Consider the following 14,998-nt stretch of genomic DNA (forward strand, 5'->3'; position numbering starts at 1 on the left):
TCGATACAATTTTAGAAAGCGTTTAATGCTTGGCATTGGACATTCCGTTGAACTCTTCCATCAACCGTTCAAAAAGTTCGTTTTTCTCCATTACCTCAACTGGGTCAACTACGTCTATCTCATTGGTGTCCATAATGGCATCTTTGCTGTAATGGTATAGTTTCCACTTCTTCTTGTGGTATTCCAAAGCGGTAAGGTTTTCTATCCAATCCCCCGAATTCAAATACATAACAGAACCTTTATCGGTTTTTATCCTTCTCATTTGAGGTTGATGGATATGGCCGCATATGACATAATCCAACTCTTTTTCTATGGCGATTTCTGCAGCCGTTTTCTCAAAATCACCGATGAATTTTATTGCGGATTTTACCCCGTTCTTAATGCGTTTTGACATGGACACAGGGCCCCTTCCCATTTTTTTGCTCAGGTAATTCACGGCTTTGTTGAGCAGGATTAAAAAATCATATCCTATTGCCCCGAGTTTGGCAATCCATTTGGAATGTTGCATGGTGACGTCAAAAACATCACCATGGAACATCCAAGCTTTTTTGCCGTGAAGATGAAGCAAGATTTTGTTCTGAATACTAAAAGACCCCAACTTAAAACCAACAAACTTTCTTAGCATCTCATCATGGTTGCCAGTGATATAATGGACTTTTACTCCGTTTACCACCCATTCCATGATAAGTTTTACCACTTTCATATGGGATTTTGGCCAATAGCGTTTGCTAAATTGCCAAATATCTATAATGTCACCGTTGAGCACTACCTCCTTAGGTTTAATGGATTTCATATAGTTTACCAGTTCTTTGGCATGGCATCCATAGGTGCCCAAGTGTACATCTGAAATCACTACAAGGTCAACGGGTCTTTTTTTCATGGGTATTCCAAATATTCGATTTTTTATTTTTCTTGAATTTAAAGGGCGAGCAATAAGTACCCAGGCGGGCAACCAGAAAGTAGGCAAGAATTGCCGAAGGTGAATTGATGTTAATTTTCATTCAGAGAAAATCAAGTTGTTCAAAGTTTGGCATTAAAAACGGGAACCTTTGTAAAGTGCCGTTTATTATTTTGTTATGTCAATGTTATAAAAATAATCTGCCAACTTACCATTTTATAACAATCAGATAACCTTTAAAAAATTACAAATAGTAAAATAAAGGAGAACATTGTCTCTAAAGGTTTACCATTAGTAAACTAAGCTCAACAACCTTGAAAATCAGTTTACCAGATATCCGTTTTCTTTCGTTCAGCGCATTCGCTTCCTTTGGCACCTATTTCTGCATGTACGCTTTTAGGAAGCCTTATACCGTTGCCAGTTTTGAAAATGTGGAGTTCATAGGGGTAGATTTCAAAATCCTTCTTATCCTTTCCCAGGTTTTAGGGTATATGTTATCCAAATTTGTGGGCATCAAACTTATTTCCGAAATGCGGGCAAATGTTCGGTTTTCATACCTTATACGTATGATTGTACTTGCGGAGCTATGTTTGATAGCCTTTGGCGTCTTACCTGCCCCGTACAATATTGTTTTTATGTTCGTGAACGGACTTTCCCTAGGAATGATATGGGGTATTGTTTTTTCATACCTAGAGGGAAGGAAATTTACAGAAATACTTGGTGTTGCCCTTTGTTCCAGCTTTATTGTTTCTAGCGGTGCCGTGAAGTCTGTAGGATTAATGGTTTTGAATGAAATTCAAGTTTCGGAAAATTGGATGCCGGCCGTTACAGGTGCCTTTTTTCTTATCCCTTTACTCAGTTTCGCACTCTTGCTCCAACGTGTGCCAAAGCCAACAAAAATGGATATTGTCCTACGTTCAGAAAGAAAACCCATGACCAAGGAAGACCGTATAAAACTAGTGCGATTTTTCTTGCTCCCCATCGTTTTATTGGTTTTTTTCTATACTTGCCTTACCGCCCTGCGCGATTTTAGGGATAATTTTTCAAGGGAAATTTGGGATGCCGTGGGCTACCAAGGCAATGCTTTAATTTATACGCTGTCTGAAATACCTATAGCCATAACCGTCCTTATTTTATTGGGGTCGTTGAGTTTTGTAAAACGGAACAGGAAGGCATTTTTGTATTACCATTATATTCTGGTTTTAGGTGTTGTCATGATTGGGTTGGGTACATTTTTATTCCAGCTAAAAATCATCTCACCTTTGGTTTGGATGGTATTGACAGGTTTTGGGCTTTACAGTTGCTATGTGCCTTTTAACGGCATATTCTTTGACAGGATGATAGCGGTGTTTCGAATCAACGGTAATGCTGGATTCTTGATTTATATCGCCGATGCTTTTGGGTATTTGGGGAGTATAGCCGTTCTACTCTATAAAAATTTTGGCCAAGGCCACCTTTCATGGCTCAAATTCTTTATGAACGCCACCTATATTGTCGCTGCCCTGGGATTGGTAATTTGTGTAACATCATTGGCCTATTTTAAATCAAAGTATAAAAAGGTGCGTATACCACCAGAACCTCAAATACATCTTGTTTAACTATGGACTACGGATATGATCTTGTCGTTGTCGGCGGGGGGGTTCTGGGAACCTTTCATGCCTACCATGCCTTAAAGAACGGCCTTAAAGTGGCCTTGATAGAAAAAGATAGAACGCCACAGGGGGCAACGGTTCGTAACTTTGGGCAGGTGGTACCCTCAGGAATGAATGCTAAGTGGCAGGCTTATGGTAGGGAAAGTCTTCGCATTTATCAAGAGATTCAAGAAACCTTTGATATTTCTGTCCGGCAAGAAGGTTCGGTATATTTTGCCTCTGATGAGGAGGAAGTTCAGCTCTTGGAAGAACTCCATAAAATCAATCAACACAACCAATATGCCTCACAATTGTTGACCAAGGCCAAATGCTTGCAAATGTATAATGGGCTTAGGAATGATTATGTAAAAGCTGGACTTTTTTTCCCGCAAGAACTAATGGTGGAACCACGGGTCATGATCCATAGATTACATTCCTATTTAAAAGCTGTGGGCTTGGATTTGTTTCCCCATAAAACTGTTGTAGAATGCAATAGGCTATCCCAAGGAATTGAGGTCTATTTTTCTGATGGCACATCGCTTTCCAGTGCTAAAGTCATTATTTGCAATGGCAGCGAGTTTAAAACCCTTTATCCACAATTATTTAATGAAAGTGATCTTGAGGTTGCCAAAATACAGATGATGCAAACAAAACCACAGGGAAAGTATGTGCTGCCAAGCTCAATCTTAACAGGACTTTCAATTCGCCGGTACGAGGCTTTTTCCGAATGCCCATCGTACGCGGCCATAAAGGCAAAGGAGGATATGGATTCTCCCGTGAAAAAATGGGGTGTCCACATTCTGTTTAAACAAGCTACAGATAGTTCCGTGATTATTGGTGACTCCCATAAATACGCGGATGCCGACCGTATTGATGAGTTGAGCATGGACTTGAATATGGATATCGATAATTACATTCTTCATGAAGCTAAAAATATTATCGATCTGCCAACCTATGAAATCCAGTACCGCTGGTCCGGAATGTATTCCCAATGTAAAACAGCGGATATTTATCAGCATACCATTGAAAAAGACATTCACATTGTAACCGGAATAGGAGGTAAGGGCATGACAGCTAGTGCGGGTTTTGCCAAGGCAAATATCAATAACATCTTTAATTTACAACATGCATAACATACAACTGGCAGTTTTTGACATGGCGGGTACCGTAGTCAACGAAGACAACGTTGTCTACAAAACCTTACAAAAGGCCGTTAACCAAAAAGGCTTGGGCCTTAACTTGGATTTTGTTCTCGAGCATGGCGCCGGAAAGGAAAAGCACCAGGCCATCAAGGATATTCTAGAACAAGTGGATGCTGAAGGCATAGAATCCGAACCTATTTTTGAAAACTTCAAAGTGATGTTAAATGATGCCTATGACTCGTTGACCGTTACCTCTTTTGAAGGAGTGGAGCCGCTTTTAAAACAACTGCGTTCTAAAAACATTAAAATTGCCCTGAACACGGGCTACGCAACAGTTATTGCCGAAGGTTTGCTGGAAAAAATGGAATGGACCAAAGGAGTCCATTACGATGCGTTGGTCACGGCAGATGACGTACTCTTGGGAAGACCTAATCCTGATATGATTTTTGAGGCTATGGAGCTATTGAACATTTTTGAACCTGAAAACGTCCTTAAAGCGGGAGATTCCATCATTGATATCGAGGAAGGTAAAAATGCAAATTGCGGTATCACCGTTGGTGTCACCACAGGCGCCCATACCAGGTCACAGTTAGAATCTGCCAAACCTACCTACGTGCTGGATTCTTTGCAAGAGTTAATTGAAAAACTGTGGTAAAACAAATGTACTAATTGACCCCAAGCATCTTTAAGATCCCACGGGCTTTTTAGGTGCAATAAAATTCCCGTTCCATGGGCTTTGTCCGGGGTGTTTTTAAATAAAAAAATAGACGACCAACATCTTTGAAGAAACCGGACCCCGATTCACCGGCACATGTGGAACGCGGCCGTCAAAGAAAATAGAATCACCCTCTTTTAGAAGTACTTCTTCCTCACCGATGACATAATAACATTCCCCAGATAGGATATACTTAAATTCAAAGGCATCAGTGGTTACTTTATCACGTTTTGAACCGGGCCTCACCTCAAGCAGTACCGTTTCAAAACCAATGGTTGACAACTGCTTCCCAAAAATATAGGTATACTCAAAGCCAACAGCTTCAACTTCCTTTTCAATGATACTGTTTTCTTGCTTTCTGGAAACGATAAAATTGGCACCGTTAACTTGGGGCATTCCATTGAAGAATTCAGTGACCTCAACATCCAAAGACGTAATAATTTTTAGAAGAACCGGCAAGGAAGGAATCGTTCTCCCGTTTTCAATACGGGAAATCAGTCCGCCCGTAACACCCGCTTTTTGGGCTATATAGCTAATGGTTTGGCTACTTTCTTTCCTGATTTCCTTAATGCGTTTGCCTATACCTATTAGATAATCTTCCATATACCTTGATTATGGTGCAAACATAGTATTAAAATTAAAATTTGGTTTTGAGTAAAAGGAACAAGCTTAACAATGGTTCCGTCTACGTGGGATTTTACACAAGATTAAGCTTCTCCTAAAGTTGAGCATTTGTAAATAAACTGGGTATAACAAAATGATTTTATCTTAATGTTGGCATAGCATTTTCTTTAAAAGAAGAATAGGTTTGGCTAACAATTAGTTGTGATATTTGTTTTGTTTAAAGAATTTTAGTTTTACAAATATGAAAAATACGATTGATATACTACTAGAGATGCCAGTTGCTTTGTTGGCACTTGCCTTGGGCAATGCCCAAATCGTATTTTCAGGTTTTTTTTGTCGATGTAATCAACACAAAAAGTTGGTGGGAAAATTAGGATTGTGGCTACGGTGATAAGAAATTTACGGGTTGATATTAAAAAGGATTATGTATGTTTAAAAGTAAGCTAGCACTTGTCATTACGATATTTATGGGCACTATTCTCAATGCCCAATCAAAAAATTCAAAGGTAGTCCTGATTACGTTGGATGGACTTCGTTGGCAAGAACTTTTTTCGGGCGCCGATTCCCTTTTGGTGGCCAATGAAGCATACGTAAGCGATACGGTACATCTAAAAGAACGCTTTTGGAAAGAAACGCCCCAAGAACGTAGGGAAGTTTTAATGCCTTTTATATGGAAAGAAGTCGCTAGAATGGGACAGATATATGGCAACCGCGACCTTGGAAGTAACGTTGATCTTACCAACAAAATGTGCTTCTCCTATCCAGGTTACAATGAAATCCTATCTGGGAAAGCGGATGATAAACGAATAAACAGCAATAATAAAGTTCCCAATCCAAATAAGACCATTTTGGAAGTCGCAAACAAAGATCCTAAATATAACGGGAAAGTGGCAGCTTTTGGCAGTTGGGATGTTTTTCCTTTTATCATAAACGAACAACGTTCTGGAGTGCCGGTTAATGCTGGCTTTGAAATTGCCCAAGGAAAGGATTTAACCGAGCGTGAAAAGTTCTTGAACGAGTTACAGCCACAAGTTCCGAGTCCGTGGGGTTCCGTAAGATTAGATGCGTTTACCCATCATTATGCCCTAGAGTACATGAAAAAAACGCATCCCGAACTTATATATATCGCCTATGGGGAAACTGATGATTTTGCGCATGACGGTGATTATGATGCCTATTTGAAAGCTGCCCATAATACTGATGCTTTGATCAAGGATGTTTGGGAATTTACACAAAACGACCCCTTTTATAAAAACAATACTCTTTTTATAGTCACCACTGACCACGGCCGGGGGACAAAGCCCTTGGAAAGTTGGATGAGTCACGGTGAGAAAGTTCCAGATTCTGCTGGGGTTTGGATCCTGATTTTTGGAAAAGACGTTACCGCAAAAGGGGAAATCAAACATAATGAACCATTGTACGGTAACCAGATTGCACCCACAATAGCCAAGGCCATGAATCTAAAAATGGGTACTACATCAGGTGACCAAAAGAGTCTGGAAATCCCAACAAATTAGTTGTGATTAAGATAATCCAAACTTCAAGTTTAATTAACCATGAAACAATTGTGATTAGGTAGTTTTAGTTCAATCATTTAAGTTAAGGTGGTTTAAGTTAATTGGGAAAACCGGTGTGATGGCATCGGTTTTTTTTGTTTTAAACGGCATGGTGTTTTAGCGAATAAGCCGCTAAAGATAGCAGGGAAAAAGGATTTAAGACCAACAAAGCAAACCACTACCAACTTAATCGGTAGACGAGATTCAGCTGCCACCAATAGTAATCACTCTTTGTAGTTTTCAAAAATGATTACATCCATTGTGTTATCCAATAAGCTATCCCAATTCTTAAAACCAATAGAGATGGGAATTGGCGCATGACCAATGTAAAGCAAGAAGAATCAACCAATGAAAGAATTGTTGGTAAAAGAAGGTTTTTGGTAAAAGGACTATGACCACTAGCGGTTGTATACTATCCACCAAGTACCTTCAAGGTATTTTATGTTTTGACCCATTCACCAGCGAACAAAATTTACGCACACTTAACAACAGCTGAAGATGAAGTGGATATTAGGATTCCCACGTAATGGCAAACCGCTAGAGTTGTTTTCTTAGGCAATGTTATAAATAAAAATTTCATTGAATGCAGCACGGTCAATGGTGTTATCGTTAGTTACCATGTTGCCGAACCAACCGCGCTAGCGGCAATTGCTTTGCTAAAAGATTTTATATGGACTCCGGCGTGTTGGGAAGAATACAACTCATGGTGCACCAAACCTATAGAATTAAAATGGTTACCCTGTTGAAAGTGAAAATTCTTTGCTTCATAATGGGGGCAAAAAACTCATCGTCCATACTAGAGATACCCAGAATCCTCGGAACTGTGATTTAATAGACGCCCCTGGCACCAAGGGCGACGCGGAATTTGCCCAGGCCGTGGTAACCTCACTAAGTTTCTGATTACTTTTTGTAAACTACACGTTCACCTTTTGAAGGTAGAGGAAGCCTTTCTGTTACCAATGAACCATCCCAATAATGGTAATGCCTTTTTGCGCGGTTTTGTGACCGTTGGGTTTACGCAAGATTCGGCAACCACAAATTACCAATTTCTGAGGTACAAGGCCTCTACGCAGTAGTACAAAATGGTTAAAAAAACAGGGACATTCAATCTCTAAGCCATTAAAAATACCGCATTAGGTTTTTATGATGTTATCTTCAACTTCACTTAACCCCAAAGCTAAAAAAATAAGGGAATTTTATACCAAGTTTAGTTTGAGTTAGTTTGAAGTAGTCTAAGAAAACCGGTGTCTGACTAGGCATCGGTTTTTTAGCGAATGGCTGGCGAAGATGACCTTCTATATGCGCTAAAGAACAGCGGGTAAATATGCTTTGGTAATATCATCCGGCATAAAGGTCATCTGCATACTATTCTTTCGGAAGTTTCATTCTAACAATCCTTAGGAAATATTTTTCAAAGAATCACTGGTCAAAACAGCATAAATAATAGTGAAAATGAAACAATACTGTATTCTTTTTTTTATCATTGTTACCCACTTAACCCTTGCCCAAAAGAATACCGATTTTAGGATACACTCCCACAACGATTACTACCAAAGCGTTCCTTTTTGGAAAGGGGTCTCCGCAGGTGCAAGCTCTGTTGAGGTAGATGTTTTTTTAATTGGAGATTCCTTGTATGTGGCACATTCCAAACAGGAAATAGTTGCTGCACGTACTTTTGAGAAATTATATCTGGAGCCAATGCAAAAACTCGCAGAACTAGGACTCCAAAGACCGGAAAACCTGCAGTTACTCATCGATATAAAATCTGAAGCGTACACAACGCTAGATGCCATAGTTAAAAATCTTAAAAAATACCCTGAGCTTATACATAATCAAGCTTTTACTTTTGTGATTTCAGGGAACCGGCCCAAACCCATTGAATATAACAATTACCCAGATTTCATTCTTTTTGATTATCAGGGTTTGGAGGCGGTAAAGAGCCAGGACATCCGTGATAAGATTGCAATGGTAAGTCTAAGTTTTAGAAATTTTTCTGGATGGAACGGCAAGGGGAGGTTAACTGCGGTGGACTTAGAAAAGGTAGCAACGGCCATACAAAAAGCAAAGAGTTTGGGTAAACCGTTTCGGTTTTGGGGGACTCCAGATTCTAAAACCGCGTGGAACGCTCTACTTCGTTTGGGGGTAGACTTTATCAATACGGACCAACCTTTTGATTGTGCACAGTATCTGAATTCGTTAATGACCAGGGAACATACCAATACGGTTTTTTCAGAGGTCTACCGACCCACATTTGCATCTGACGGAAAACGGAAGAAAGCAAAAAATATCATATTGTTGATAGGTGATGGAAACGGACTTGCCCAAATTTCTGCCACCGCATTGGCAAATAAAGGTGAATTGTCCTTGACCCAATTAAGAAATATAGGTTTCCTAAAAACCCAGTCTAGCGATGATTTTACCACGGATTCTGCAGGCGGAGCTACGGCTATAGCTACGGGCAAGAAAGTCCCGAATAGAGCCATTGGTGTAGACGCCGATGGGAATTCCCTTAAAAATATCACAGAAATACTTGCGGATAAAGGTTTTATATCTGGTATCGTTACCAACGATGGGATTACGGGGGCAACGCCAGCTTCCTTTTATGCCCACCAAAAAGACCGCGGAATGACGCAAGAAATCAAAAACGATTTGCTAAAAAGCAACCTTTCCTTTTTTGTGAGTTCAGCGTCCAATCTTGAACAGAAAAAAAGAATAGGCCATTTTAATATTGTGGATTCATTGAGAAAGTTTGCGGCCACAGAAAAGCAAAAGTTGGCATATTTTCTTTCTCAGGAAGAAGCCTCCTCAGAATTGCCGATAGCGGTCTCAACCGTTTTAAATTATTTAGAACAAAAAGATGCCCCTTTCTTTTTAATGGTAGAAGGGGCAAAAATAGATTCCTATGGTCACGCTAACGATATTGGGGGTGTTATCAAAGAAGGCATAACATTTGATCAAGTGATTTCCAAAGTGCTGAGGTTCGCCGACGAAGATAAAAATACCTTGGTCATCATTACGGCAGACCATGAAACGGGCGGGTTGGCACTTCCGCAAGGAAATGTTTTAAACAATGAAATTGAAGGTGATTTCACTACCGATGACCATACCGGAATCATGGTCCCCATTTTTGCTTATGGTCCCAGCTCCACTATCTTCCGGGGAGTTTACGAGAATAGCGAACTATTGAAGAAAATGCTATGTTCCTTGGGTTTTCTAGAATAGGTGCCCTACCACTAGCGGTGTTGGCCTAAGCCTAATTTTTCTGCCCAAATGTTAACCTATAGTAAATAAATAAATTCAAATATTTATATATAGTAAATATTTGACAAGAATTGCTTAGAATTTTAAAGTCCACATAAGATATACTTAATTCTAGGTTAACCAACATCCAGCCATTCGAAATTAGTTTTATCACTCTAAAAAAAGAGCCTGCTGTCACAGGCTCTCCAATAAAGCGTCGAAAACAATCTGAATAATCCAACACTTAGAACACTATGTATTTAACATGTAAAGTATCAAAAATTACATTGGCCACTGTACTGATGATGGTGTGTGCCGGTTTCTCTAACACCATTCCTAAGATACCGTTTAAAGGTATTGAAAAAGATACAAGCATTAAAAAAACGACGAGTGCTGCGACCCAAGCCCAACTTACCGTCTCCGGTAGAATTACGGATGAGTCTGGTATTCCTTTGCCCGGGGCATCCGTTTTAGAGAAAGGCACTAGCAACGGAACGTCAACAGATTTTGATGGTAATTTCACCATAGAGGTCGCTCCAAACGCCACTCTTGAAATTTCTTATATTGGGTATACCACCAAAGAGGTTGAAGTTAACGGACAAACCAATCTCAACATACAGCTAATGCCTGATGCCACACAACTAGATGATGTTGTGGTGGTAGGCTATGGTATTCAGAGAAAATCTGATATCACGGGTGCGATAGGTTCAGTAAAGAGCGAGAATTTCAACAAAGGGGTGGTAGCCAACCCCGGGCAGTTGCTCCAAGGTAAGGTAGCAGGCGTAAACGTAACCAATGTAAGTGGTGAACCAGGCGCGGCACAAAACATAATTATACGCGGGGTTGGAAGTTTGCGTGCAGGGACTACCCCTCTTTTTGTAGTGGATGGTTTTATCATAGACAATTCTGGTATTGGTATTGCGGCCAGTGCCAACCCCCTTAACTTTATTAATCCGCAGGATATTGAGTCCATCGATATATTAAAGGATGCTTCTGCCACTGCCATCTACGGAGCAAGGGCGGCCAATGGCGTAATAGCGATTACCACCAAAAAGGGTAAGGCGGGAAAGACGGAGATGAACCTATCAGTATCTACGGCATTGGCGACGATTGCAAATCCAATAGATGTTTTCAATGCCAGTGAATTCCGGGAAAATGTGGCTACGGTCGGTGGTATCTTAGAGGATTTTGGTGGAAACACCAATTGGCAAGATGAGCTAACCCGCACGGCCATGTCAAACAATGTTAACTTTTCCATGAGCGGTGGTGTGGTAGATAAGTCCTCTTACTTTGTATCGGTAGGTGCGGATGATCAGGAAGGTACTTTGGAAAATAGTTCGCTCACCCGTTATTCAGGTCGTGTGAACTTGAACCAAAAAGCAGTCGATGGCCGTTTTAATGTAGACTTGAACCTGACCGCATCAAGGACCGAAAACGAACGTCCTGACGATAGAGCGGTCATTAGGGATATGCTTGAGTTGAACCCTACGATTCCGGCATTAACAAACGGAGAACCTACGTTTTTGGAAGAACGCATCAATCCCTTGCAGCGCAACCGGATATTTACTGATTTGGCCAATACAGATCGTATTTTGGCCAACATCTCGCCTTCTATTGAAATTGTTGACGGCTTGGTCTACAAATTAAACCTTGGGGTTGATTATGCCTCAACAAATCGTGACGTACAGCGCACCCCCTTTGTGCAGTTGGAAGGTTTTGAAGAGGGCTTTTTGAACACCAGTTCAACCATCAATACCAACACTTTGGTAGAAAATACCTTAACCTATACGTACAATCAAGATAAGCACAACCTCAACGTCTTGGCAGCGCATTCCTATCAGAACACAAGGTTTGAACAAAAACAGTTTAATTTAGAGTCCTTTGCCAATAATGGTATTGAACCAAGGTTTCAAGACCAGATTAGTACCGATGTCTTTCCAACCAACCTAAATTCTAGGGCATTTGAGAATGAACTACAGTCTTTTTTTGGAAGAATTAATTATACCTACGATGACAGGTATTTGTTTACAGGAACCATGAGGGCAGATGGATCATCCAAATTTGGCTCAAACAACAAATATGGCTATTTCCCTTCTTTGGCTTTAGGTTGGAACATTGGTAAGGAAGGTTTTATGGCCAATAATACCCTGTTCAGCAACTTAAAGCTACGTGCCAGTTGGGGCCAAGCGGGCAACCAAGATGGTATACCCAACAATGTTAGTTTAGCGAGTTTTGTTGATTCACGAGTCAATAATGATACGTATCCGCTTGACGGAAATGAGGTAAGTCTAGAGGACTATCCCTTTGGAACTGTGCCCGTGCGTACCGCCTTTCCGGACTTACAGTGGGAAGTATCTACACAGACCAATATTGGTCTTGATTTTGGGCTCTTTGGTAACAAGGTAACAGGTACCATTGATTATTTTAACAAAGTGGTGACCGATGTGGTGCTATTCGCCAACCGCACAGACCCCATACAGCCCACGGAACGTATCTGGACCAACGTTCCCGATTTGGAAATTATAAATACTGGAGTAGAATTCGCACTAGATTACCGAGGCCAAATTACACAAGACCTAGTCTTTAACATTGGTGGAAATATTTCATATACGGATAACCGTATTGAAAACTCACCTTTTGAAGTTTTGACTACAGGAGGTGCAGTTGGTGCCGGGCAGACCGGGGCAACCATAAATGGGTATATCAACGGAGAGCCAAGCGGAACCTTCTTTATGAAAGAATTCATTGGTATCGGTGACGACGGTCTAAACGAGTTTCGGGATGTTAACGGTGATGGGCAATCTTTGGATAATGACCGTGTAGCGGTGGGTACCGCATTACCAGATATTATCTATGCCTTTTATTTGAACCTTAATTATCAAGGTTTTGATTTAAGCATGAATTTTAATGGGGTTTCTGGAAATCAAATTTACAACCATACGGCAATGACCAGCTTTTCTAACAGTCAACTGAGCAGAAGCCTCAATACCACCGATTTTGCAATTGAATTTCCTAATGAAGATTTGAGCAATTCCAACGAGGTGTCTACCCGTTATCTTGAAAATGGTAGTTTCCTGCGGTTAAATAACGCCACCTTGGGCTATACCTTAAATGCCAACAAAATAGGCATGGGAGATTACCTCAATAATGTTCGCTTGACGTTGACCGGACAGAACCTTTTTGTCATAACGGATTACTCAGGCTTTGATCCAGAGGTGAACACAGGGAATGACATTGACGACGTGCAGACCTTTGGTATTGACCGCTTTACCTACCCAACACCAAGAACCATACTTTTTGGCTTAAACATATCCTTTTAATAAAAATTGTTTCGAAATGAAAAAATACTTAGTACCTGTAACACTTGCGTTTTTAACACTTTTCAACTGGGGCTGTACCGATTTGGAAGAAGAACGCCTAGACGAATCAGAATTTGGTGGCCAGGCGGAGGCCGTTAGCGGTGCTATTGCACCTGCTTATGGCTATGTGTCGTGGGTATGGCGCCATACCAATAATTATGGTCTGCAATTGCTAGCCTCGGACGAGGCCATTTTACCCTTCAGAGGCGGTACCGATTGGTTTGATGGCGGCAAATTCATTGCCGTGCATACCCATAACATGACCCCTACCAATGACCTTATCGGCGATAGCTGGAACGAGCTTACCACCAATATCTCTAGAACATTATCGGCCATTGAGGTATTAACTCCCTTAGCAGAACAAGGGGATGCAGAGGCACAAGGTGCCCTTTATGAAATGATTGCGTTACGGGGCTACCTAAATATGCTCTTATTGGACAGTTGGGGGTTAGTGCTGAGAAAAGATTCTTCAGCGGAGCTGTCCGAAGTGCTAAGAGGACAAGAGGCAGTAGCCTATATTGAGCAAGAGCTGTTGTCCGTTGTTGACCTAATTAATACTGACCGTGGCCCCGGTCGCCTCACTCAATCGGCTGTCTGGGGCTTCCTTGCCAGATTATATTTGAATGCTGCGGTTTACCGCGATCCTTACGGTACACCAAGTTTTTCCCAAGAGGACATGGATTTGGTCATTCAATACACGGATAATATTATCAACTCAGGTGGTTTTTCGTTATCCCCAGAGTATTTTGATCTTTTTAATGACGACAATAATGGTAATCCTGAGCTCATATTTGCACTGGACCAGCGCGGACAGTTAAGAAGAGAACACAGTAGATGGGCATATTGGTCTATAGCGGGAGACATGTTTCCAAGACCGGAATGGCCAAGTGCAGACGGTACCGATGGTCCAGCGTTTAATCCAGACTACATTAGAACTTGGTTTGAGGCCTACGGTACAACAGATCCCGCTGAAGCCGATGCGCGCTTTTATCAACAAAACACCCTTATACCCGAGGCTCAACTGCAGGACTTTGAAAATAGGGACAAGCTTATCGCCACAGAAACAGAGAATAGCTTTTATTGTATTGACCCATTGGCCTTTGAAATGGATAGGGGTATTCTACGCGGCATTCAATGGGGTCCAAGAAAAGGCGAAGATGGTGGATTTTTGACCTGTGACGGTGGACAAGTTAGAATATACCCAGTGCAATTGACCAGGGGGAGTGGGCCTAACCGTGATATTGGGTATGTGGACCATACTTTAGAAGTTAATTTTACAAGTGAAGGCTCGTTGCACAATACCGGTTTTCGCTGCGCCAAATACCAATTTAGCCGTACATCGCCCAATGGCACTAATTTTAGCAGCGTGGATTTGGTGCTAATGCGTTTGGCAGAAATTTATTTGATGCGGGCTGAGGCCAAGCTTAGAAATGGGGACGCAGCAGGGGCGCTGGCCGATGTAAACACGGTACGTACCTCAAGAACCGCAAGGCCGGGACAAACTCCTGAAGCTTTGTCAGCTATTGATTTGGACATTCTTTTTAGGGAACGTGGTTTTGAACTGTATTGGGAAGGTTTTAGACGTAGCGATCAAATCCGTTTTGGAAAATATGAGGATTCCTGGACGGAAAAAACAGACTCCGATCCCAATAAGAGGCTTTTTCCCATTCCCCAAAGCGCAGTGGATGCTGCCTCTGGGATAGAAGGTTTTTTAATACAAAATCCCGGGTATTAAGGGTAGTAAGGCTTAAAAAAGTGGTATTAGGCGGACTATTGCGGTCCGCCTAATTGGTTTAGCTCAAAGAATGATAATACGATGAATGTAGTTTATAA

9 protein-coding genes are annotated in these 14,998 nt (G+C 41.2%); 7 read left to right on the forward strand and 2 right to left on the reverse strand.

The genetic code is table 11. The features are described from left to right. Positions 1-22: 22 nt before the first annotated feature. On the reverse strand, positions 23-880 hold the full coding sequence (locus I595_RS08300) for a UDP-2,3-diacylglucosamine diphosphatase (RefSeq protein ID WP_054558958.1): 858 nt from the start codon (positions 878-880) through the stop codon (positions 23-25). 332 nt (positions 881-1,212) lie between these two features. On the opposite strand from I595_RS08300, the gene I595_RS08305 reads away from it, so the two are divergent. Genes I595_RS08305 through I595_RS08315 form a run of 3 tightly spaced genes read left to right on the forward strand, consistent with a single transcriptional unit; the run spans position 1,213 to position 4,326 of the window. Continuing rightward, on the forward strand, positions 1,213-2,496 hold the full coding sequence (locus tag I595_RS08305; protein ID WP_157449697.1) for a DUF5690 family protein: 1,284 nt from the start codon (positions 1,213-1,215) through the stop codon (positions 2,494-2,496). A gap of 2 nt (positions 2,497-2,498) precedes the next feature. Next, complete coding sequence (locus I595_RS08310; protein WP_054558960.1) at positions 2,499-3,662, forward strand: TIGR03364 family FAD-dependent oxidoreductase; 1,164 nt, start codon at positions 2,499-2,501, stop codon at positions 3,660-3,662. Further along, positions 3,655-4,326, forward strand: a complete 672-nt coding sequence (locus I595_RS08315) for a phosphonatase-like hydrolase (protein WP_054558961.1) — start codon at positions 3,655-3,657, stop codon at positions 4,324-4,326. The genes I595_RS08310 and I595_RS08315 overlap by 8 nt, the downstream gene beginning before the upstream one ends. A 96-nt stretch (positions 4,327-4,422) precedes the next feature. Here I595_RS08315 and I595_RS08320 read toward each other — a convergent pair whose 3' ends face one another. Then, the gene (locus tag I595_RS08320; protein ID WP_054558962.1) at positions 4,423-4,989 is read right to left on the reverse strand and encodes a helix-turn-helix domain-containing protein; all 567 of its coding nucleotides are present in this window, start codon (positions 4,987-4,989) and stop codon (positions 4,423-4,425) included. Between the two features lie 449 nt (positions 4,990-5,438). Between I595_RS08320 and I595_RS08325 the strand changes: the two genes are divergently transcribed. The 4 genes from I595_RS08325 to I595_RS08340 all read left to right on the forward strand — a co-directional run bounded on the left by I595_RS08325 (position 5,439) and on the right by I595_RS08340 (position 14,900). Continuing rightward, positions 5,439-6,527: an alkaline phosphatase family protein gene (locus I595_RS08325; RefSeq protein ID WP_054558963.1), complete on the forward strand. Its 1,089-nt coding sequence runs from the start codon at positions 5,439-5,441 to the stop codon at positions 6,525-6,527. 1,491 nt (positions 6,528-8,018) lie between these two features. Further along, positions 8,019-9,788, forward strand: coding sequence for an alkaline phosphatase (locus I595_RS08330; RefSeq protein WP_054559115.1), 1,770 nt, complete (start codon positions 8,019-8,021; stop codon positions 9,786-9,788). Positions 9,789-10,060: 272 nt separating this feature from the next. Then, positions 10,061-13,126, forward strand: coding sequence for a SusC/RagA family TonB-linked outer membrane protein (locus tag I595_RS08335; protein ID WP_054558964.1), 3,066 nt, complete (start codon positions 10,061-10,063; stop codon positions 13,124-13,126). A 16-nt stretch (positions 13,127-13,142) separates the two neighbouring features. Next, a complete protein-coding gene (locus I595_RS08340) occupies positions 13,143-14,900 on the forward strand; it encodes a RagB/SusD family nutrient uptake outer membrane protein (protein WP_054558965.1) in 1,758 nt (585 codons plus the stop codon). The last annotated feature ends 98 nt before the right edge of the window (positions 14,901-14,998 follow it).

Source organism: Croceitalea dokdonensis DOKDO 023, from assembly GCF_001306415.1.
Classification (GTDB): Bacteria; Bacteroidota; Bacteroidia; order Flavobacteriales; family Flavobacteriaceae; genus Croceitalea; species Croceitalea dokdonensis.

Coding starts and splice junctions, on each gene's coding strand:
- I595_RS08320 (WP_054558962.1), bottom strand. CDS start 4,989: ATGGAAGATTATCTAATAGGTATAGGCAAACGCATTAAGGAAATCAGG.
- I595_RS08335 (WP_054558964.1), top strand. CDS start 10,061: ATGTATTTAACATGTAAAGTATCAAAAATTACATTGGCCACTGTACTG.
- I595_RS08325 (WP_054558963.1), top strand. CDS start 5,439: ATGTTTAAAAGTAAGCTAGCACTTGTCATTACGATATTTATGGGCACT.
- I595_RS08340 (WP_054558965.1), top strand. CDS start 13,143: ATGAAAAAATACTTAGTACCTGTAACACTTGCGTTTTTAACACTTTTC.
- I595_RS08310 (WP_054558960.1), top strand. CDS start 2,499: ATGGACTACGGATATGATCTTGTCGTTGTCGGCGGGGGGGTTCTGGGA.
- I595_RS08300 (WP_054558958.1), bottom strand. CDS start 880: ATGAAAAAAAGACCCGTTGACCTTGTAGTGATTTCAGATGTACACTTG.
- I595_RS08330 (WP_054559115.1), top strand. CDS start 8,019: ATGAAACAATACTGTATTCTTTTTTTTATCATTGTTACCCACTTAACC.
- I595_RS08315 (WP_054558961.1), top strand. CDS start 3,655: ATGCATAACATACAACTGGCAGTTTTTGACATGGCGGGTACCGTAGTC.